Source organism: Paenibacillus sp. MMS18-CY102, from assembly GCF_009789195.1.
In the GTDB taxonomy this organism is placed as follows: Bacteria; Bacillota; Bacilli; order Paenibacillales; family Paenibacillaceae; genus Paenibacillus_T.
Genome location: NZ_WSTC01000019.1, coordinates 37,597 through 58,518, shown reverse-complemented (window position 1 = coordinate 58,518; position 20,922 = coordinate 37,597). Strand labels below are relative to the sequence as shown.

The 20,922-nt window shown below is 49.7% G+C and carries 20 protein-coding genes and 1 riboswitch; of the genes, 7 read left to right on the top strand and 13 right to left on the bottom strand.

Annotation, left to right across the window (positions count from 1 at the left end):
* Positions 1 to 70 precede the first annotated feature (70 nt).
* Positions 71 to 727 carry a 3D domain-containing protein gene (locus GON22_RS15545; RefSeq protein ID WP_237179182.1) on the bottom strand — a complete coding sequence of 219 codons (657 nt, stop codon included), beginning with the start codon at positions 725 to 727 and terminating at the stop codon, positions 71 to 73.
* Positions 728 to 736: 9 nt separating this feature from the next.
* Positions 737 to 918, bottom strand: a riboswitch (cyclic di-AMP (ydaO/yuaA leader).
* Positions 919 to 1,111: 193 nt separating this feature from the next.
* Here GON22_RS15545 and GON22_RS15540 point away from each other — a divergent pair.
* Genes GON22_RS15540 through GON22_RS15525 form a run of 4 tightly spaced genes read left to right on the top strand, consistent with a single transcriptional unit; the run spans position 1,112 to position 6,661 of the window.
* Entirely contained in the window at positions 1,112 to 2,146 is a 1,035-nt protein-coding gene (locus GON22_RS15540; protein WP_202113257.1) for a mannose-1-phosphate guanylyltransferase, read from the top strand.
* Between the two features lie 8 nt (positions 2,147 to 2,154).
* A complete protein-coding gene (locus GON22_RS15535) occupies positions 2,155 to 3,108 on the top strand; it encodes a GDP-mannose 4,6-dehydratase (RefSeq protein ID WP_160397016.1) in 954 nt (317 codons plus the stop codon).
* A gap of 44 nt (positions 3,109 to 3,152) precedes the next feature.
* Positions 3,153 to 5,327, top strand: coding sequence for a glycosyltransferase (locus GON22_RS15530; protein WP_160397015.1), 2,175 nt, complete (start codon positions 3,153 to 3,155; stop codon positions 5,325 to 5,327).
* Positions 5,324 to 6,661, top strand: coding sequence for a glycosyltransferase family 4 protein (locus GON22_RS15525; protein WP_160397014.1), 1,338 nt, complete (start codon positions 5,324 to 5,326; stop codon positions 6,659 to 6,661). The genes GON22_RS15530 and GON22_RS15525 overlap by 4 nt, the downstream gene beginning before the upstream one ends.
* A 115-nt stretch (positions 6,662 to 6,776) precedes the next feature.
* Here GON22_RS15525 and GON22_RS15520 read toward each other — a convergent pair whose 3' ends face one another.
* The 3 genes from GON22_RS15520 to GON22_RS15510 form a co-directional block, all read right to left on the bottom strand.
* The gene (locus GON22_RS15520) at positions 6,777 to 7,442 is read right to left on the bottom strand and encodes a CAP domain-containing protein (RefSeq protein WP_160397013.1); all 666 of its coding nucleotides are present in this window, start codon (positions 7,440 to 7,442) and stop codon (positions 6,777 to 6,779) included.
* A 165-nt stretch (positions 7,443 to 7,607) separates the two neighbouring features.
* Positions 7,608 to 8,387: an FkbM family methyltransferase gene (locus tag GON22_RS15515; protein WP_160397012.1), complete on the bottom strand. Its 780-nt coding sequence runs from the start codon at positions 8,385 to 8,387 to the stop codon at positions 7,608 to 7,610.
* A gap of 33 nt (positions 8,388 to 8,420) precedes the next feature.
* Positions 8,421 to 8,804 carry a hypothetical protein gene (locus tag GON22_RS15510; protein ID WP_160397011.1) on the bottom strand — a complete coding sequence of 128 codons (384 nt, stop codon included), beginning with the start codon at positions 8,802 to 8,804 and terminating at the stop codon, positions 8,421 to 8,423.
* A gap of 142 nt (positions 8,805 to 8,946) precedes the next feature.
* On the opposite strand from GON22_RS15510, the gene GON22_RS15505 reads away from it, so the two are divergent.
* From GON22_RS15505 to GON22_RS15495, 3 genes are all read left to right on the top strand, one after another.
* A complete protein-coding gene (locus GON22_RS15505; protein WP_160397010.1) occupies positions 8,947 to 9,573 on the top strand; it encodes a DUF1796 family putative cysteine peptidase in 627 nt (208 codons plus the stop codon).
* Positions 9,574 to 9,973: 400 nt separating this feature from the next.
* Positions 9,974 to 10,537, top strand: a complete 564-nt coding sequence (locus GON22_RS15500) for a GNAT family N-acetyltransferase (RefSeq protein ID WP_160397009.1) — start codon at positions 9,974 to 9,976, stop codon at positions 10,535 to 10,537.
* Positions 10,538 to 10,581: 44 nt separating this feature from the next.
* Positions 10,582 to 12,078 (top strand): methyl-accepting chemotaxis protein, encoded by a 1,497-nt coding sequence (locus GON22_RS15495; protein WP_160397008.1) that lies wholly within the window; start codon positions 10,582 to 10,584, stop codon positions 12,076 to 12,078.
* Positions 12,079 to 12,165: 87 nt separating this feature from the next.
* Here the strand turns inward: GON22_RS15495 and GON22_RS15490 are convergent, their stop codons facing one another.
* The 9 genes from GON22_RS15490 to GON22_RS15450 all read right to left on the bottom strand — a co-directional run bounded on the left by GON22_RS15490 (position 12,166) and on the right by GON22_RS15450 (position 20,906).
* Positions 12,166 to 14,058, bottom strand: coding sequence for an ABC transporter permease (locus GON22_RS15490; RefSeq protein ID WP_160397007.1), 1,893 nt, complete (start codon positions 14,056 to 14,058; stop codon positions 12,166 to 12,168).
* Position 14,059: 1 nt separating this feature from the next.
* Entirely contained in the window at positions 14,060 to 15,313 is a 1,254-nt protein-coding gene (locus GON22_RS15485) for a hypothetical protein (RefSeq protein WP_160397006.1), read from the bottom strand.
* A gap of 5 nt (positions 15,314 to 15,318) precedes the next feature.
* The gene (locus GON22_RS15480; protein ID WP_160397005.1) at positions 15,319 to 16,191 is read right to left on the bottom strand and encodes an ABC transporter ATP-binding protein; all 873 of its coding nucleotides are present in this window, start codon (positions 16,189 to 16,191) and stop codon (positions 15,319 to 15,321) included.
* A gap of 3 nt (positions 16,192 to 16,194) precedes the next feature.
* Complete coding sequence (locus tag GON22_RS15475; RefSeq protein WP_160397004.1) at positions 16,195 to 17,337, bottom strand: hypothetical protein; 1,143 nt, start codon at positions 17,335 to 17,337, stop codon at positions 16,195 to 16,197.
* Positions 17,338 to 17,358: 21 nt separating this feature from the next.
* Positions 17,359 to 18,390, bottom strand: coding sequence for a hypothetical protein (locus GON22_RS15470; protein ID WP_160397003.1), 1,032 nt, complete (start codon positions 18,388 to 18,390; stop codon positions 17,359 to 17,361).
* 156 nt (positions 18,391 to 18,546) lie between these two features.
* Entirely contained in the window at positions 18,547 to 18,924 is a 378-nt protein-coding gene (locus GON22_RS15465) for a hypothetical protein (RefSeq protein WP_237179180.1), read from the bottom strand.
* Between the two features lie 723 nt (positions 18,925 to 19,647).
* Positions 19,648 to 19,938 (bottom strand): hypothetical protein, encoded by a 291-nt coding sequence (locus GON22_RS15460; protein ID WP_160397001.1) that lies wholly within the window; start codon positions 19,936 to 19,938, stop codon positions 19,648 to 19,650.
* A 301-nt stretch (positions 19,939 to 20,239) separates the two neighbouring features.
* The gene (locus GON22_RS15455) at positions 20,240 to 20,413 is read right to left on the bottom strand and encodes a hypothetical protein (RefSeq protein WP_160397000.1); all 174 of its coding nucleotides are present in this window, start codon (positions 20,411 to 20,413) and stop codon (positions 20,240 to 20,242) included.
* Between the two features lie 16 nt (positions 20,414 to 20,429).
* Entirely contained in the window at positions 20,430 to 20,906 is a 477-nt protein-coding gene (locus GON22_RS15450; RefSeq protein WP_160396999.1) for a hypothetical protein, read from the bottom strand.
* Positions 20,907 to 20,922 lie beyond the last annotated feature (16 nt).

Here is a 20,922-nt window from a genome sequence, read left to right as displayed (position 1 = left end):
CTTAAGAAAAAAACCGGATGAACGCTCTCTGCATGCTGTTACGCGGCAGAGGGCGATTCATCCGGTTCTTTTACGATTTTAGGACATAGACTTTGACATATTGCATGCCAAAACTTTTCGCTTGCACCGTAGTGCCTGGCACGAAAATATCGATACGGTTGCCCTTGATGCTGCTGCCCATATCCGATGCGCTTGCGAGCATTCCGCCGACAGGCAAGCCGTCATAGTCGTAACCGACGATATAGAGCTTGGTGCCCAGAGCGATATGGTTAGGGTCAACCGCAACTGTCCCGACTTTAAGGGAATTGCCGAAGTAATCGAGCGCACCCCATTTGCCATTCTCCGAGGCAGCTGCCGTATATGCAGTAGCGGTAGCTTGTACCGTTTTGGCCACGTCATACGCTTTGCCGCCAGCGATCAGCTGTTGGTCATTCGCAGATGCCATCTTCATCGCCGCCGTATTGTCCTTCGCCGTGTCCGGCGTAGGAATGGCGAGCCTTGAGCCGACTGCAATGTTGTTTGCATCTACCTTAGGATTTGCATTAGCAATCTGTTGAACAGTCAAGCTGTAATACTGGGACAACGTCCAGAACGTTGTCGTCTTGGATGCGATGTGCGTTGTCGCAGCGTCAGCAGACGCTGCCGACCACGCGATCGTGATGCCAGCTATTGCAGCAACCGCCGTTCGCGCCCATTTTTTCATTGGCATAGCCATACGGAAATTCAAAATATAAGTACCTCCTTGTGTGTCTCGCCTACGAGGTTAGTTGTCGGATTCGGATGAAGGAGTCACCCTACGCTTTGCAGCAGCTAAGCCAGCCTGCTTGTATGCGATTCACCCCGAGGAAACGACGCAGATCAACGCTGCGTTTTTTCCAAAAATCTCCCCCGCACGATTAGTTTCGGCTCGCGTTATAGATTAACACAATGCACCTAGTGCCGAAACCGGTAAATCATGGCTTATGCCGCCCCCGCGCTTCGCCTGCCCGTACAAATGCCGTTACAGGACCGAATGCCAATTGAATACAATGGCATAACATTTGCATGAATACTGTTTTATTCGAATGCCCTCGATTGGAGGTGTTGTCTCATCACGATAAACGTCGTAATTATGGCCGGCGGCAAAGGGACCCGATTTTGGCCGAGGAGCGTACAGTCGATGCCAAAGCAATTTCTCTCCTTCGGCACCGGGCCTACGCTCATTCAGCAAACATACGACCGTTTTCGCCAATTAACCGCTGTTGACCAGCTGTTTGTCGCGGCGCCGCTCGCCTACATGCCGCTCGTTTATGAGCAGCTTCCCGCACTTCCGCCTGAGCAAGCCTTCGTCGAGCCGGAGCAAAAGGATACTGCGGCCTGCATCGCTTACGTTGCCCATCGCATGCTTCTCTTTGGTGACGACCGGCCAATCGTGTTCGTTCCCGCCGATCAATGGATCACTGACGAAACTAGCTTTCTTACAGCCATTGCTCATGCAGCTGAGGCTGCCCGCCAACCACGCGCAATTGCAACGCTCGGGATACAGCCCACCCGCCCTGACACTGGATATGGCTATATTGAGCTAGCAATGGAAGAAGAAGGGCACGCTTTGGCCTCCACCTCAAGCAGCACACCCGAACCTTCCCACGCGCACCGGGTTGCCCGCTTTCTCGAGAAGCCAGATGCGCAGAAAGCAATCGAGCTCCTTAAGCAGCCTCACGTGTATTGGAACAGCGGCATTTTTATTTGGAAACCCTCTTCGATTGCTTACCATATGGCCTCATCTGTTCCGAAGCTATGGCAGCAACTCGAGCAGTTCCCCGATAACATCGCTGCCGCTTACGCAGGCATGCCGAAGTTATCCATTGATTACGCCGTAATGGAAAAAGCGAGCGAGATTCGCTGCGTCCCCGTAGACTGCGGCTGGGACGATATCGGCTCCTGGGCGGCCTTTCGCCGCCATTTCTTGCAGGATTCGCGAGGCAACGTCGCCCACGGCCCTGTTCATTTGCTTGAGAGCGATGGCAATACGGTATACGCCGAGACGGAGACGCTGCTCATCGGCGTGCAAGACCTCATTGTCGTTTCTACCCCTTATGGCCTTCTTGTGTGCCATCGCTCTGAAGAGCCACGGCTCAAGCAGTGGCTTACTACTATTTCGAGGTGATCGTCAAGTTGAAAGCTTTAATTACCGGCATCAGCGGCTTTGTTGGCAGTCATATGGCGGAATTTTTGCTGGCAGAGGGCGTTGAAGTCGTCGGTACAATTCGCCAGCGAAGCCGCATGGACCACATTGCCCATATTCAGAAGGATATCCATCTGGTCGAATGTGAACTGCGCGACCCGCTTTCCGTCGAACAGCTCATGGAGAAGGAACGCCCTGATTATGTATTTCATCTTGCCGCGCAAAGCTTCGTCCCAACATCATGGAACTCCCCCATCGACACCATTCACAACAATGTCGTCGGCCAAATCCATCTATTCGAAGCGATCCGCCGGTTCAACCTCCCCACCAAAGTCCAAATCGCTTGCTCCAGTGAGGAGTACGGCGAAGTCCATCCACATGAAGTGCCGATTCGGGAAGAAAATCCAATCCGGCCGCTCAGCCCTTATGCCGTAAGCAAGGTCGCGCAAGACTACCTGGGCTACCAATATTACCGCAGCTATGGCATCCCCGTCGTACGTACCCGCACGTTCAACCACACGGGGCCGCGCAGGGGAGAAAACTTCGTCACCTCCAACTTTGCCAAGCAAATCGCCGAAATCGAAAAAGGGCTTCGCCCACCTGTTATCCACGTCGGCAATTTGGAGGCCAAACGCGACTTCACAGATGTTCGCGACGTCGTGCGCGCCTACTGGCTAGCCCTTGAGAAAGGAACGCCAGGCGAATGCTACAACATCGCCTCCGGCAGTTGCGTTACGATTGATGAGATGCTCCAATTGCTGCTCTCCCTATCATCGGTCCAAGTAACTGTTGAGCAGGATCCTGCCCGGATGCGGCCATCCGACGTTGAAATTTTGCTCGGCGATGCAAGCAAATTTATGGCGCACACCGGATGGAAGCCGGAAGTGCCATTTGAACAAACGATGCAGGATCTTCTCGACTATTGGCGCGCCAAACTAGCCTAACCTCTCCTGATTAGTAGCGCCCGCTAAGGAGGCAAGAGACGACCATGACCAGCAGCACGGCATTAAGCCGGAGCAAATCGAGCCGAGCGAAAAGACGGCGCGGCTCCTCGGGCAATCATAAACGGTTCACGACCGCCAAACGGCGATTAAAAAAATCGCGCACGAGCGTTACGGGCAAGCGGAGAAGGCTCGCTTCGAAGAAGCTATCCAAAAAAAGGGCCGCCTTGCTGGCCAGGAGACGCCGTGATGCGAGGCGGAGAAAAACAGCGCCCCCTGTCCATGTCCACCACTGGGACCGGTATGAGAGCGACCCGCAATACGGAACCTTCAACCCCGGCCATACCGAGGTTGATCCTCCCGCGATCGACAGGCGGCCGCTCAGCCGCCCCGTAACGATTATTATTTTGACGTGGAACGGTCTTGACTACACGCGCAAATGCTTCGAGCATCTGGCCCCAACGCTGGAGCCCGGCTTAGTTGATGTGATCGTGTTCGATAATGGCAGCACCGATGGAACAGTGGAGTACTTGCGCACGATTCCGTGGATTCGCCCCCTGTTTAACCCGACGAATATCGGCTTTGTCGCTGGCAACCACGCTGCACTGCCTTATGCACGCCCCGACAGCGATATCGTGCTGCTCAACAACGATATCCTAACAGAACAAGGCGACTGGCTGTCCAAGCTGCAGGAGACCGCCTATCGCTCACGCGATATCGGCATCGTCGGTGCGCGGCTACGCGGGCCTGATGGCTCACTTCATCATGCAGGCACGTACATTTTGCCTGACAATTTAAGCGGGCAGCAGATCGGCGGAGAAGAACCAGACGTGCGCCAATATAACGGCGTGCGCGATGTTCAGGGCATCGTATTCGCCTGCGCTTACCTGAAGCGGGAATTGATCCAGCGCATCGGCTTCCTCGATCAAGACTACTTCTCCTATTTTGAGGATACAGACTATTGCCTAAAAGCGATCATGGCTGGCTACCGTGTCGTCAATGACGGCCGCGTCACCCTTCATCATTACCACAATACTTCAACACGCGTGAACGGCGTGGACTTCTGGGACATGTACAATAAATCGCGTGAGGTTTTCCGGAGCAAATGGCAAAACCTGCTTCAAATGAGATACGAACGGCCGCTCAATTGGCGTTCCGTTGTTCATTTGCCGCTGTACGGCTATACGGAGACATCCAAAAACTTAATGCTTGGCCTGGAGCGGCAGCATCTGAAGGTCAACTACGAGTATGTCTATGGTCCTGGCACGCCTATGCCGTTCGAAGAGCCTGAGACTGGCCCTGATATGCGGGTCAACCTGTTCAAGCAGCGTACCCAATCGCCTGAGGCTGTCGAGGTCGTATACGGGCAAGGCGACGTTTTCTATAAAAATAAAGGCCGCTATAAAATCGGCTATACGATGCTCGAAGTGGATGGCCTGCCGCATGACTGGGTCGCCCAAAGCAACAGCATGAATGAAGTATGGGTCCCTTCGCATTTCAATGCGCAAACGTTCCGAAACAGCGGCGTTACCGTTCCGATCCATGTGATGCCGTTGGGCGTAGACACAAATTATTTCCATCCGGGCATTCGCAGCAAACGGTTCTCGGACAAATTCACGTTCCTTTCCGTGTTCGAATGGGGAGAGCGCAAAGCGCCTGAGCTGCTGCTGGAGACGTTCTCCCGGGTATTCGCCCACCGGGACGATGTATTGCTCGTATGCAAAATCATTAACAATGATCCGAGCTTTGACGTTCCAACCGAAATACGCAAGCTCAAACTAGGGGCAGCCGCCGAGCGGATTCTCGTCCTTCATAATGATAAAATCCCATCCGCTTGGATGGGCAGCTTATACCGTTCAGCCGACTGCTTCGTACTTCCTACTCGCGGGGAAGGCTGGGGGATGCCAATCATGGAAGCTATGGCATGCGGCCTGCCCGTCATTGCGACGAACTGGAGCGCCCAGACCGAGTTTATAAATGAATCGAACGCCTATCCGCTCCGTGTTGAACGATTAATTCCAGCCGAAGCGCGCTGTGTCTACTACCATGGTTTCAACTGGGCGCAGCCGGACGCCGAGCATCTTGCCCATTTGATGCAGCATGTCGTTGCCAATCGCGAAGAAGCTGCGGAGAGAGGACGGCGCGCGGCAATTGATATGCAGTCACAGTTTACGTGGGATCATTCGGCAGCTCGAATGAAAGGCCGCCTTGCAGGGCTATGAGGGCGCATCGCCGAAAGCAGCACCCGCTGGCTTCCACAAGCAAACGGAATGGGAATGGCCGGGCAAAGCGTTCGCGTACGGGAGGCTCACTAAAGCTTGTTCGACGGCGCCATGCTGGCTCCAAGCGCAGCCATCGCCTGCGGAAGCAGGCGCGGTTGCAGCAGCGGAAACCGGCTTCGGCTCTCCAGCAGCCGATAGAGCCTCCGCCGGCTCCCTTCTATGAAGGGATGCCCGGCGTTCAGCTTATTGGTTTCAGCCGAGCTGAGTCCGGCGTCGGAGAAGCGTGCCGGCTGCAAGCCGCTTCGCTTCTTGCGGCCAACGTCCCCACTTCGATCGTTTCCTGTGATGCGCTCTCATTGAACCGTACAACCGACCTCTCCACCGTGTCGCTTGAACAATCAGAGCCGTTGCACCGCTGCTCCATCCTGCAATTCAATCCAGATATGCTTCCTCACGTATTCGCGAGGTACGGCCATCGCCTAGTCGAGCGTAAATATACGGTCGGCTATTGGCATTGGGAGCTTAATGCGATTCCAGACGAGTGGGCGAATTACTGGCCATACTTTCAAGAAATCTGGACGCCGTCCGCTTTCGTCCGAGAAGCCATCGCAGCGAAAAGCCCTCTCCCCGTCATCACGATGCCTTATGGCTGCATGCCCGATGATGGCTTCCGTCCCGGGCGTTTCTATTACGGCCTGCCGCAAGAGCCTTTCCTATTTGCCACCATGTTTGATACGTACAGCTTTATTGAACGCAAAAACCCGCTTGGCACACTGGAGGCGTTCTTGCAAGCGTTCGGCCGCCACAACCCTTCCGTCGGGCTTGTCATCAAAGTCAATAACGCGCATAACAGCAGCGCTGAGCTCGAACGGCTCAAGCAACGGATGCTCGGCAGCAGCAACGTCTATTATATTGAAGCCGGAATGACCCGCCAGGAAACAGGCGGCTTGCTAGCGGCGTGCAATGCTTATGTGTCGCTGCATCGGGCAGAGGGATTCGGGCTCGGCATCGCGGAAGCCATGGCACGAGGAAAGCCCGCCATCGCAACCGATTGGTCCGGCAGCACAGAGCTGGTCCAGCATGGTGCCGGTTGCCCTGTTCGCTACACGCTTACGCCCATTACACGTACGATTGGCCCTTACGAAGCCGGCAATTATTGGGCTGAGCCTGACATCGGCCACGCAGCAGAGCTCATGCACAGGCTTGCAAGCGACCGAGCCGCATGCGAGCGGCTTGGCGCGATGGCCGCCCATTCCTTGAGTGTCCGTTTCCATCCGCTTAGCACTGGCCATGCGATGAGGCAGCGCCTACAGATGTTAGGGCTGTTATCCTAAATAAAAAAAGAGTTAAGCTTCAGCATATAGATCGCGCATAGCGCTTGCTGAAGCTTAACTCTTTTGGTTAATAGGCCATTTCAATTAACGGGCTCGGGCTAGGCTAAGTTTGATGTTAACCCGTAAATTCTTGTACCCATTCGCCATTGTAATACGCAACGCCGATTTTTTTGAAATTTTTGCTCAAAATATTCGCTTTATGGCCAGCACTGTTCATCCAAGCCGCCATAACTTCCTGCGGTGTGCGCTGACCCTTCGCGATATTCTCGCCAGCATACGAATAGCTTACGCCGTAGGCCCGCATCATATCGAATGGAGAGCCGTAAGTTGGCGACGTGTGGCTGAAGTAGTTGTTATTGTACATATCCTTCGCTTTGTCCGTTGCGACCGTTGCCAGCAAGGAATCCGTCGATAAAGCAGCCAGACCGGCCTTAGCGCGCTCCTGATTGACTAATGTTACAACCTGCTGCGCAAATGCGCTCGCATTCGTCGTTGTGCTTGTTCCTGTACTCGGTTTCGTCCCCGTACTCGTCCCGGTGCTTGGCTTCGTCACGGTGACGGCGCCTCCCCCGTTCCAGATCTGGTTCCAGTCGAGCGTAATGCCGAATTGTGCGGCTATCTGCTGCAATTGGGCCGGGCTGCCAATCGTGATGGTTTTATATGAAGCCGTCACTGGCACCGCCGCCGAAGCGGTGTGGGCTGCTGCCCCAATTCCCGTGAACGCCATTCCTGCGATAAGTGCAACTGCTGCCGTTTTGCGAACCAGTAGCATGTTTTTCATGTACATCCTCCCCGTATCCGGTTATTTGGCCGTTCGAATGGAAGCTCGTGCCATCCGTTCTCTTCGACGCCAACATCGTAACACGGGGGGACTTGTAAATTCACAGATCAGTTTTTGGAAAAGATTAGAGCATTCTCAGACGTTTTCTCATCATTCTCAAATGATTCAACCCTTGAATGTGCAATAAATATCGACAACTTCACGCCCGCTATGGAACAAGCTCATGAGCTGCTCGAAGGAAACTAAACGCGGAACGGTATAATCAAAGTCAATAATATACAAATTAGGATACAATCCACATAGCGTATTATAGAGAATTTGTGGATTTTCTTGAAAAATGACTTGCTGGGCGCCAGGATTGAATTCCACAATCAGATCTGGCTTAAACTTCCCGATCGTTCCGGCCATGCCATGCAGTGCAGGCACTTCAGCCCCTTCCACATCGAGTTTAATCAGATCCACGCGCGAAAGCCCCCGCTTCTTCGCCCAATCGTCAATGCGAACGCATTGGACCGTCTCTTGAATGCCGCGCTCCGCATGCTCCGTCGTAATATGCGACCAACCGCCGCCAAAATCAATATAAGAAAACTGCAGCTTTGTGTTGCGATCATATACGCCAAGCTGCACCGGCTCCACGGTGCGAATCCCATTCTGCTGCACATTATGGGACAAGTAGTTGAAATTCACCGCTGATGGCTCGAATGCAAAAATACGGCCTTGCGGCGCATAAGTGCTCATGCCAAGCGATATCGCGCCAATGTTGGCTCCAATGTCAAGGCACACGCTATCCGGCTTTACGATATGGCGAAGCACATTCATGATGTGCGGTTCATAATAACCGCCGTTTTTCTCGATGCCCGCCAGTATCATATCCGCTGAGTTCGAGCTGATCGCATAAGGATGCGGGTAGTTTGGCAGCCTTAAAACCGTCGTTTTCGTATTCATAGAGAACCTCCTCCAATATGTTAGACTCCGAAGTTAGGATACCGTAGCGGCATGAAACACGATCGGGCCGTTGATAATAGCACGCCGCCCGTCAGACATCACATTCAACCAATAAGAATGTTCTCCGGCAACTGGAGCGACTAGCTCGCAGTCCATCTGCATGAGCGCATTCCAATGGCACATCTCCGAGCCTCGAAACACCTCTCTGCCGGTAGAGGAACCTTCCCGAATGATAACCTCGAACTCTCCTAAATCAGCTGTCACTGGCTTGCTCCATCCAATTTCAAAGGTAAGGCGGATGCGCGTGTTCCGCCGCTGCGTCTTCAGCGTAAGCGTCGCGGCCGGCACCTCCCAATCCGTAAGCAAAAAAGGGACGACTTGGCTTTTGTCTAGCTTGAATGCCGCCTCTTCCATCATCGTCTATGAAAGCCTCCTATCATTCCATCCATCTTCCGGTTGTTACTCCCTCTATCTTATGCTTGGTCAAGGCAGCCCGTACGGGCGAACAATCGCGCACATAGAATAGGGTAACTGCTAGATGGAAAGCGAGGACATTCGAATGGAACTAAAAGAGATATCCGGCCAATATGACGCGATATTCAGCCTAGGCCTGAACTGCTTGCCAGCGATCCAGCTTGAGCGCAATGGCATTCGGCCCTACACCGGCGTATTGGACTGGGTAGAGGTCATCCGCCTATCCGATGTGAATCGGATGATTAACAATCGATTCAGCGATTTTGGGCTCCGCCACAACCTCGTTTATCATGGTACGGCAGGCTACTTCCTGCTGCTGCGCGATGTCGCCAACGGCATGATCATCGTGCACGACTTCCCTCTAAGCCGCAACAGCGCAGGCTATTGGCCGGATTACGACGCATTCCGCACGAAGATGGATCGAAGAATCGAACGGTTTTTGAACAAAATGGCAAGCTGCCGACGTATCTTATTCATCCGGACGGGCGGGCTGCCCGACGAAGCGTTAGCGCTGGAGCAAGCGCTCAAGAAGACCGTCAAAGGCGAGTTTCATGTGCTGCTGGTCAACCACAATCCAGTGCCCACATTAATCGAAGACCATTGGCCGCATAAGCATGTATGCGCGGTTACGCTTCCAGAGCAGCCCGACATTTGGAACGCGAATGACGCTTACTGGAAGCTGCTGCTTCAGCATGTTCACTACACAGGATGACCATTTGCATCTCGACATGAGATGACAGCGCTATCCGACAATCCATCGCCTAATATCCGCCGATAGGCGCACAACACCACCTAAGGTCCCCTCAACCTTTCGGCGGATATCTTATTTCTTATAATTCTTATATGTTTAATCAGAAAATGAACCGTATATCAAATAGATATATCGCCATCTATCTAAACTATATACATATTTTTGTCGATATTATGGTCTATACGGTGCGTAGTGTACCGATTCTGCTTGCCTCTAGCAAACAATCGGACTTATGGCCTATCTGATTTCTCCCCAATAATTGGTACGATTGGTGTTATTAACAGTAACAAAGGAGGGACATTCATATTCTAGTAAGTCCCGGGGAATGAAACTAAAGATAGGAATAGGAGTGAATGATCCGATGTACAGACAAGTAGAAGACCAGCATGACCTAACCATGTTTAACAATGTGTGGGTCTCCGTATGGCAAGAAAAAGGATATGAATTGGAATATGCCCGTCATACGCTAGCCCGTTATGTCGTCATCACACCTGAAGGAGAATATGTAGGCACCTCGGAGGTTAAACCCTACGAGGCAGGCAGCAGCCTTATCGATGAAATTGCGCCATTCGCCGACCATCCCGCTATTCTAGCGAATCCCGGGAAAGTAGCCGAACTGGATAAATTCGCCTTGCTCAAGCCGTTTCGCGGGCTTCGTTACTCAGGCGAGCTCGTCTCGACCGCTGTCCATTGCGCTGAGCAGTTAGGGCTTCGTTACTTCATCACGCTGCTTGAGCCCGTATTCGCCCGAGCACTCCGCGTCTCTTTCCGCCTCCCGATGGAGCAGATTGCAGACAAAACCTATTACAAAGGCGACTTCGTCGTCCCAATCGTATTCGACATGGAACAGGTTTACAAAAATGCGCATCGATACGACTGGCTATCCCTACCGACAAAAGCTGGCAACGCATTGGCAGGCAAGTAACCGTTCAATCCTAGACTAAGCAGAGAAGTCGAGGTTGAGAACATATGCATACAGAGCAACTCGTATTGGACAAGCGCAACCGCCTTTTCGTCAAAATTTTATGGGGGCTGCTCGCCCTTGGATTCGTAGGCGATCTGGCCGCCGGGCTTAGTTGGAAATTAATTGAGCTATTCCTCGGTGTTGGGCTAGTCACATGCGGCATCACGACTTTCATGACCTACCGGCGCATTCTCGTCTCCTACATCATGTATCTCGTGCCGATCGTAATGACATCGATAACATTCATTCTAATTGTCTCTGACCCTAATCCGGTCATCAGCACATATTTTCTTGTCTATGTGAACATTGCTGTAATCACACTCTACGCCAACTACAAACCGATCATACTAGCAGGCGTGCTAGGAATGGGCGTCAGCACCTACGTCTTCATGGACGATACGCTGCGTTCGAAGCTGTTCAGCCCTAGCGACTCACTCCTGTACGTGTACATGTACCTCATCTTCGCGACGGTCGCGCTTGCGGTATCGGCCAACTTTAGCGCAAGGCTGCAGCGCCAAGTAACACGCGAGCAGCAAGAGGCACTGGAGGCGAAGGAGCTGGCAGAGCAGCTCGTCGATAAGCTCAAGCACTCCATTCTGCGCCTTAACAAGTTCAGCAGCGAGCAGAAGGAGAACGTACAAGTTACTGGCCAAATCTCGCGTGAGGTAACGACCACCTTCGCAGAGATGACGCGTTCCATCGAGGAACAGACGAATACCGTCCTCCTTATCAGCGAATCGATTCAAGATATCGAACAATCGGTTCAAACCGTCGTAAATAGCGCATCGGAGCTTGCGCTGCGGTCGACAGATACCGCAATGCTGTCTACCAATGGCGCAGCCCAAATTGGGCGTTTAACCGAAGAAATGGGCGTCGTACATACTATCGTCCACGAAACCGTCGTTATGATGGATCAGCTCACCGCCCATAACGAACGCGTCAGCGATATCGTAAGCACAATTAACGACATCTCGGAACAAACGAACCTGCTTGCCCTTAATGCTGCAATTGAAGCCGCACGGGCCGGCGAGCATGGCAAAGGATTTGCTGTCGTGTCCGGCGAAGTTCGCAAGCTAGCTGACAACTCCCGCCGCGCGACGGATGAAGTGACCCGAATCCTCGGCGCGATCCGCACGCAGATCGAAGTGGTTGGCCAGCAGATTCATCTTGGCCAAACCGCAGTCTCTGCCAGCTATGAGGCGTCCCAGCAGGTCGAGGACATCATCCGGAAGGTCGGCGAGAACTCCAATATCGTCAAGCAGCAATCTACTGCAATGAACAGCTCCTCCACCGCACTGCAGGAGGAATACGGCCGCATGGCTTCTCAGGTCGTTCAAATCGCAGCAACGACGGAAGAGAACATGGCATCGGTCGAAGAGGTATCCGCCAGCATGGAGCATCAGGACGGCAAGATCGGACAGATCGTGGATGGGTATGCCGAACTGGATGCACTCGTGAATGAATTAACGGTTATGGCGGATAAGCGCGGGAAGCGCGGGTAGCACTGCATTTTAAGCATTGACAGCGGAAGCAGAAAAGGGTGATTTTCGGGCATGTCATCGCCCGAAAATCACCCTCTTCTTGTCCGGTTAACCAATCCGGTATGTCTGGACTTCTTTGTTGTTTAATAAATTTCGATAGGTCACTTTATTATCCTTAATAGTAAAGCTATCTGTATAGATCGCTTCCACAGGATGCGACTCCCCTTCTTTCTCTGTATACCGGCTAAGCCGGTATTGCGAATCCACATAATAGATGTCGCCATTATGGTAGGCAAGTGATGAGCTTGCTTTAACATCTCTGGCCACAACCGTCTCCCGGCCTGATTTTCGGCTTATCCTCACAAGATCTGGTCCTGTTGCATAATAAATCGATGTTTGATTAAGGAAGAAGCAGTCAATACGAGCCTGCCTCGCCAACGCCTCCTCAATCCCTTCCTGCTCGGATATCATCCCGTAAAAATCCTCATGGTTTTCCTTCACGCTATTATAAATAAGCTTCTGGCTAAAATCGCTCATATCAATGCCATAGATGCGAAAGCCCTCTACCTCTGAATCCCGCACAGCATAGTAGCACCAGCCGTCGCGAACGAACAGCGCCGAAATTGTATCCGCCTTTTCAAATGGGTCTCTCGTAAGTGTCAGCACCTTGCCTGTTTTTACGTATTTCGCCGTTATAGTGTTGTTCTCCACATTCAAGCTCACGTCGAACCCATTCGTTTCTCCACTGTTCGCCCCATCCCGCGCATGGAAAGTAAAGTTGTCCCGCTCCCCTCTACTCGCTTGGCAACCTGACAGCAGTACCGCGCATGCGGCCATCAACCCTATTATTGAAAGGGCGTTAATCGCTCTCCATCGTAACCGGCGTTTGAAAATCGAATGCCTAGCGTACTTCTTAAGCCCATAAAGGAACAGCAGCCCGATCTCTAAGGCGTAGATGAGCAGCAGCACAATAAACGTTCCTTTATCTACAGCCTGAAATTGAACAGTCTTCTCCATCATCCCTTGCTCGTTAAACCCGCTAATATACGTCGTCCCCCACAAATAACCAGAACCTTCAAGAAGCCCTGAAGGCAATGGGAGATCATACAGCACTGCCTTGCCACCGAACAGCATATACGGCAAAAACATAATCGCGCTGCTGGCAAACAACGTTAGAATGGATTTCTTGCAAAGCATGCCAGCCACTGCAATTATACAGGCCAGCAGCACAGCGCCAAGCGCCTGGCAGAGCAGCATAATAAGCAACGCGTTATTCAAGGTGACATGATACGCACTGCTCGCGAAAAACGCGATGCTCTGGAGCGGATAACCGCCATGCTTCATGCCAACCATCCCATCCAAGCATAACCATTCGATAATCGTAAACGACGCTGTCACAATAACCGCCAGTATGCTGCCAATACAGAGCTTGGCCACTCCCGCTTGATACTTCCCTTTTGCACTAGACAGAAGCAAAACGTCCATCCCGCTCTCATACTCATAACAAAACAGTGGCACCAATACGAGAATTAAACCAAACAGAAGGATAAAATCCGGCTTTCCATCAGCAAGCAGCGTGCGCCACCCCCGGTCATCCATCATATATCGTTCGGTGGGGGCATCCTTGGCATAAAAATATTGGTTATAAACCGCATTAAATACAGCGCTGTTCTTCATCCTTTCATAATACGCCTTGCTGCCTTCCTCATACGCTGCCCGATCAATCTTCCCATCCTTCCAACGATTAGCGAGCTGTTCCAACTGGGCCGGCGCCTCAGTAACCTCACGATATTCTTCTTTCAGCCGCTGCTCCGTTTCCTCCGTCAGTTGCCCTTCAAACAAACGAATATAGCTTGCATACCCTTCAGGGTTCTTATTAATGATCATGTCAGAATCGTAGCCCAGTTGAACGGTGAAGGCAATTTTGAGCAGGACCATCAAAGCGATAACGATCAAGCCCTTCTGCTTGATGAGCAGTTTTTTCCACTCGGCAGACCACATGTTACGCACCTGCCTTTATTGGATTCATTAACCTGCTGCGCTTCACCCTTCTTGATGAACCGTATCGACGGATTGCGAAGCAGAGCACGGTCCCAATCAAACCCTGCACGGCAAGCCCTGCGATGGATCTCAGGATAAACCTATTTCCCACCTTCATCCCAAGCAACTCCATGTGCAACGAATCCGCTTTTAGCAGCGTGAAAGGGCTCGCAAGTGCAACAATCGTTTTGCCAAGCTCTACGGACGCCAGAAAACCGCTAGCATACAATCCGGCGGCAATGAGCAATACGCTTAGCATGTAGGGATAGATAACGCGTTGAAACAAGGTGGACAGCAGGCTCAGCCAGAGCCCGATGACAACAGCGCCTCCGAACTTGTACAACACCAACAAACCATAGAAGGAAAGAACGGATATCGACAGCGGCGTATTCTGGTAGGAATCTAGCGCATACAACGGCATATCGTAACCTCCGAGCCGATAAAGGCTGCCGAAAGCCGCCACATTCACACATGCGAATGCAACAACCAAAAAACCAGTGAACAGCGCCATCGCCGCCACCTTCGCCATCCCCATATTGCTGCGCCCTCGCTTGCAAGTGAGAATAAGCTCATTCATATTGGTTTCCTTCTCGTGAACATACAACGGAACAAGGACAAGCAACAGGAGCAGCATAATAAGCAGATCCGAAAAATGGTAGCCAAACATCAGCCCCCATGGTTTACCGTCGTAAAAGAGGGAGATCTTTCGCCCCTCATAATGGTCTACGATATATTCGTTTCGGGAAACCTCGTAAGCATTGTGATAATCGCTATAGAATGAAACGTTCTCTTTCGCCTTCTGGACGGTTTGGCTCATGTTCACTTCGTACTTCGCAGCATATTTCATCGGCTCATAAAAATATTTAAAAAACATCGCATAGTCGTTCCAAATATAGCCTGTATAAGTTCCCGGTTGATGCTCTCTGCTGAACGTCTTATCCGCAACTAGTGCATTCAGCCTGTTATTTTCGTCCGTAACGAATCTCGCCTTCTCCGCCGTAATCGGCCCATCCAGCTTCGCATGCATATCGCGATAAAACGCCCACTCAACCTTGGTTTCCTTCGAATGCGGCATAAAATACCCCATAAGGCCGTCCCCGGACAAATAATCTTTATAGATGACTGCGATATTAAGACAGAGAAGCAGTGCAATTGCCGCTATCACCTGACGCCTCAACACATGTTTGCGCAATTCAAAATAAATGAGCTTTAGCATAACCGCTACTCCTGGCTTTCTTGTTGAAATATCGATAAAAACACATCTTCCAATGAAGCGCTAGCCGGCTCTGCATTGCCCTGTGGGCGCTCTGCGCTTACTACACGCAGCAGGAACCCGTTATCCTGCCGCTTTACATTTCGCACCTGATAGGTGTCTATCCACTGTTCTACTTCTTCCTCACCGACAAGCACATTCCATACCTTACCTTCGACACGCGCTTCAAGCGCTTCCGGGGAGCCTTGCATAATAAGGCGGCCTTGCTTCAAAATCAATATTTCCTTCGCAATCGATTCGACATCCGACACGATATGAGTCGCTAATAGTACGAGCTTGTCTTTGGCCAGCCTCGAAATAATGTTTCTAAAGCGGATCCGCTCACCAGGGTCAAGCCCTGCTGTAGGCTCATCCAGCACTAGAATATTCGGCCGGTTTAGAATGGCCTGCGCAATGCCGAGCCGTTGCCGCATGCCGCCCGAAAGCGCGCCAACCTTTTTGCGGCTGGCATCGGTTAAATTAACGAGCTCCAGCACTTCCTGTATGCGGGCTTTGGCCTCTTTCTTCGGTATCCCTTTGAGAACGCACATGTAAGATAGAAATTCATCGCACCGAAAATTTTTATAAAATAGCGGATATTGCGGCAAATAACCGATTCGCTCCAAATATTTTGTTCCCATCTGCCGGATATCGGTCCCATCGAGCATAATTGTTCCTTTGGTTGCATCCATGATGCCGATCAGAATGCTGATGAGCGTCGTTTTGCCAGCCCCATTCGGGCCGAGCAGCCCGTAAACGCCTTCCGTTAGTGTCGCGTTGAACTCGCTAAGCGCCTGATTCTTTCCATAACATTTATCGATCTTCTCCAATCGCAACTCCATAGGCTACTCCTCGCATGTAAAAGGGTGAATACTGAATTGTCCGTCGTTATCAAGTACTACAAAATTATAAAGAGTTGGCTGAGCTGTTTCCGTGATACGGCGGATCGTGCTTGGCTGTTTGTCTAATTCGAAGGTTTCTTCCTTTACAGCCTTGCCGCTCGGAATCGCATATTGGCGTATCCGGTAACTGCCGCCCTTCTCTTCTTTTACAGCAAGCAGGGCTTTCCCATCTCCTGTCACCCTCGCCATCACGCTCTCCAGTCCGTCCACCGCAACGGAGAACGCATCTTCAGTGTCCATATCCAGCATAAGCACTTTCCCACTGGATGTATTGCTTCGCGGCGCCATCGTATCCGTAATGCTCGCATAACGGTTTGATACGGCGATTTCGTTAGCTAGATACTGCTTCTCCTTATGCACCGTAACCTGCTTAGACGCAAGATCGACCAGGCCGTAACTGAGAACATCCTCCTCATCCCCCACCTGGCTGCCGTAATACACAACCCTCTTGTTATCTGGGGCATAGGTTGCTTTTACGAACACGATCGTATTGTTTGCATCGTTCAGCACTTCACTGAATTGCCCCGCAGTGGCATCGTATTGGTATAATCCAGTAACGCTAGTCCATAGAAAACGATTGCCATCCGCCGACACCGCTTTTAGCGCGTTCACATCCTTCAGCTGCACCGGAAGCTTGCTTGTAAGATCGGCTTCCTTCCGAAGCTCTAACTGCTCGCTGTACAGGCGGTAGGTGATTTTCGTGAAATTTTGCGGATAATTAATCATCTCAACGCCTGCACCTTTCGATACTTTAACAGGCTCATCGGCAGCAAATACTTCAACTGCAAATCCCTTATCGATGCGGAAAATGTTTTTGGCGAAGCTGTTTGCATCCAACTTCTCTGTTTTCACCTCTTGGTTAGCTGTTAGGTCAGATAATATTAAGCTGTTCTTCTCGAGGTCGAATTTCAAATCATATAGGGGCGTGTTCCCTTCTTCGGTTAATTTTTCTGTGCCTTTGTTAACACCTTGCCCTGGGGCCACTTCTCCTTGCCCATCAACCTTCGTCTCATTTCGCTGGAAACAGGCGGCAAGCAATAGAACAACGCATAGCAGAACGAGCGAAGCAAGCCATTTTCGATTCATGTTTTTCTCCCTTCAACTCCATTACTCATTTCGAAGAGACATGGACTTTGTTTTGACCGGTGAGTCGGTAGCCGTCAAATAATCCCGCCCAGCTGCAGCAGACACCGCATAAACAGTATTCCATTTCTCAAAACTGCTCGTATCCAGTTCAATCTCGACCGTACTCATCTTTCCTTTCGGAGTTTTCGTCACGATATAATCCGAGCCATTAATTCGAACAGGCTTGTGATTCACATATATGGTCGTATGATACGTCGCCTCAACGCCGCCATAGATTTGAAACCGGAACTTGGCCTTGCCATTTACAGCGGAAATATACGATTGATCTGCGCCCTCGGGAACCAGTCCGACCGTGACGCTCTCATCCAGAGAGTCCGTGCTTCCATCTGTCACGAACACTCCCGCTTGATCTTTGGCTGCTTGCGGAATATCCACAACCTCCGCTTTCGTATAAGCTTGCAGCGGTTTCGCGGCAGGCGCATCGCTCTGCATCACAATCTCCTGTGGCACTGTCGCGCTCAGGCTGTGATAGATGCCGTAATTCGGCTTGCTCGCATTCTCAGACTTATAATCCGGTTGCAAAATAGCGGCGAACACGACACCGATTCGGTCGCCCTTCTTCCCCGCGACAGGCGTAAAGACGAGCTCGAACTCCTTCGTCTCCTCATTTTTCAAGGAAAATTGATGCATAATGGCTGTTTCTTCGCCACTGCCTCCCTTTTGCTCGATCGAATATGGCTGTGGAAGCCCATCCACATAAACTAGTAATCCGAAGTCAGATGTTCGGTCCTTGTCTAATCCAGTTACTTTGAACGGGATATGGAGATCTTGGCCCGTGTACGCGTACACTTGACGGTCTGCATTCGGCGCTACAATGCCAAAGCTGAACATGCCCATACCAACGCTAGACGAACCCTCTTCTTCAAAAATCTTGGCCGCCGCTCCCGGCTTGTCCGGCAAATCGCTTCCGGGGGTTTCTTTCGACTCAAAGCAACCGGCTAACAGCAAGCATAGGCTTGCTAAAACTGCTATCACTTTAATATTATTCCTCATAACTACTCCTTTGTTAAATATAGTAAACTGCTCTATTACGAAAACTAGCATGACCGTGGGAGTGGCCTACTCTCCCTCGGTCATGCTATACGGTGCAATAATTAAGTAATATTCGTTGCCGCGATTACAATGCTATGGATCGGGTTATAAATTATATTAGAATGTGCTGGACAAATATTTGACAGTGCTGGAGTTGCCTCTTGCTTCGTGAGAGCTGAATGCTGCCAACGTCGTAGAAGTCAAATTAGCGGCGCTAACTGCAGAACTGCTTCCACCCGTAGTTGTTTTAGTGAGTTTGGCTAACATCGTACCTGTTGAATTCTCCTGTACCTCAAGCGCAGTAATGACTTTTGTCGTTGAGGTAAACGATGTAATAGACGTCGACGCCGTCACTGTTGAACCACTTTTCGACAGCGTATACGTAAATGTACCAAACTCCGTTGTGCTAATTGAAGCAGCAGATGCCCCTCCGGAAACTAGTGCAAAGATAGCTGTCGCGATACCTAGTACTTTCAAATTCAATTTTTTCATCATACTTCATCCTCTCAATCTCATATTAGGCTCTCTATATTACTTAAAATTACACCCTCTCATCATTTTGACTTATCCAAGAAGTTAACTTATATTACTGTTTTTCCCATCTCTTCTAACATAGTATAAAACAAACAAAAAGATGTCAATCATTCATTTCACTTTTCATAGAGTTTCAATTCTTTCTTCTCACTCCATTCATTTTCAATAGTAATAAAGCACTTAATACTAGAGACTTTTTATCTATTGAAAATGGTAGTGATCCTTTTCCACTTCACCTTGCAACCTAAACCTCTAGACTGCGCTGTTAATGGTTGTGAAGTCAACAGTTGCTCCACAGTAAACAGCCCCCGAGCTATTTTGCTTCGGGGGCTGCCTCTTATTCTTGCTATTTATTCACTTATTTTCTACCGACCCAAGCTGCTGAAATCTTAATTTCATCACTAGAATTTAATACGAAATTTGAAGTTTAATTTATTAGTTGCAGCATCTAATTCATCACGTTCTTCCGGGGCGTCTTCAATTGAATTTTCCGCTGCTTAACATTAAGGACGTACAATTAAACTTTTCGTATGGCCAACACATTTTGTTGACAGATTGCGTCCCCGTTACACCGAAAGGTAACAAAACATTCGATCCGCTTGTACACGGTATTAGTAGCAATAAATCGGCATTAACGGGGCTACAATTGATTCTTACATCCTTCTATAGTATCTATTGCGTAATCTAGCATTGAATAATGATCCCATCTGCAACTTTCTTGGACTCATAGAGTTCAAAAGTGCTGCCAACATATATAAGGCAGGAGCTTTCTGCATCCTCAAATAAAAAAGCCAGATCACAAATCATTTCATAATTATCTAAATGTTCTCTCATGATCAGTACTACACTCCAGTCTCTATCCGCTTCATCAGCATGAAAATGTGCAGCAGTTGAGTATTCACGCAACGGAAATCTCTTTTTCCCTCCGCACTCAGTTGGAACCCAATTAATTTTTGCCGACACGAGTTTACTCACTTTATTTCACCACCACAATCTTATTAGGAGAACTAGACTGCAGACCAATCCAGTAATTTAAAAATAAAGTCACATACCAAATCTTGCTTTGGCTCAATATAGTCATGCTCCATACGGTTCCTAACTGTGTTAATCTTTTTCATAATCTCCGGTGCTACAATACCCAGCTCTTTCAATAAATCTACCTTCTGAGAGAACGAACTTAAATTATATATTTTTTGTTTTACCTTTTTAATCCCGTATATATGCAGGATACTATCTATTCGAGATTCTAATGCTCTTTTTATATTTGATAATGCATTCAAAGTTCCGTTATATCACCAGAAATTAAATCGTTTCTTGAAAAGTTCAGATAATCGTCTGATGTAATTTCAAAGGGATACTCGAGTGTTTTCATATTATGCGGCTGAATGTAAGTTTCTTCTATACTTAAATAACTATATATAATATCTTCTACAGGTATTTCTTCTACCATTCGAATCCCTCCATAATCATTTCAGATATATAATCTCGTCAGCAAAACCCTCTACGATCGATTCACTTTGAATAGGAATGATTAAAATACAATTATTTTTTTTAAGCACATTACTACACAGTTGTAGTCTTGCTCTAATTATTTCATTCACCGAGTCATCCAACCAAGGGAAGCAAAATATGCGTTTACCAGATGCCAGGCCTATTGCTGCTGAAGCATTCCAACGCTCATTACTTATATATTTCATCTCCCTATCAAGACGAGAAGGAGAAAGTGCAAATATTTCTATCAATTGTTTTGATATATATTGTTTATTCTGATTGACCTGCAATTGCTCTGTGATGGTTTTTCCTTTTGCCTTACCAAAAAAAGACCTACGTTCTTCGACACCTTCTCCAATATACCAACCCATCTCACGAAGCATTTCGGTTTTGATCAACTGATCATTCATCATAATTTCGCCCTTATAGTTCATCGTTCTACCTGATAACAAACAAGACAGCGCCCCT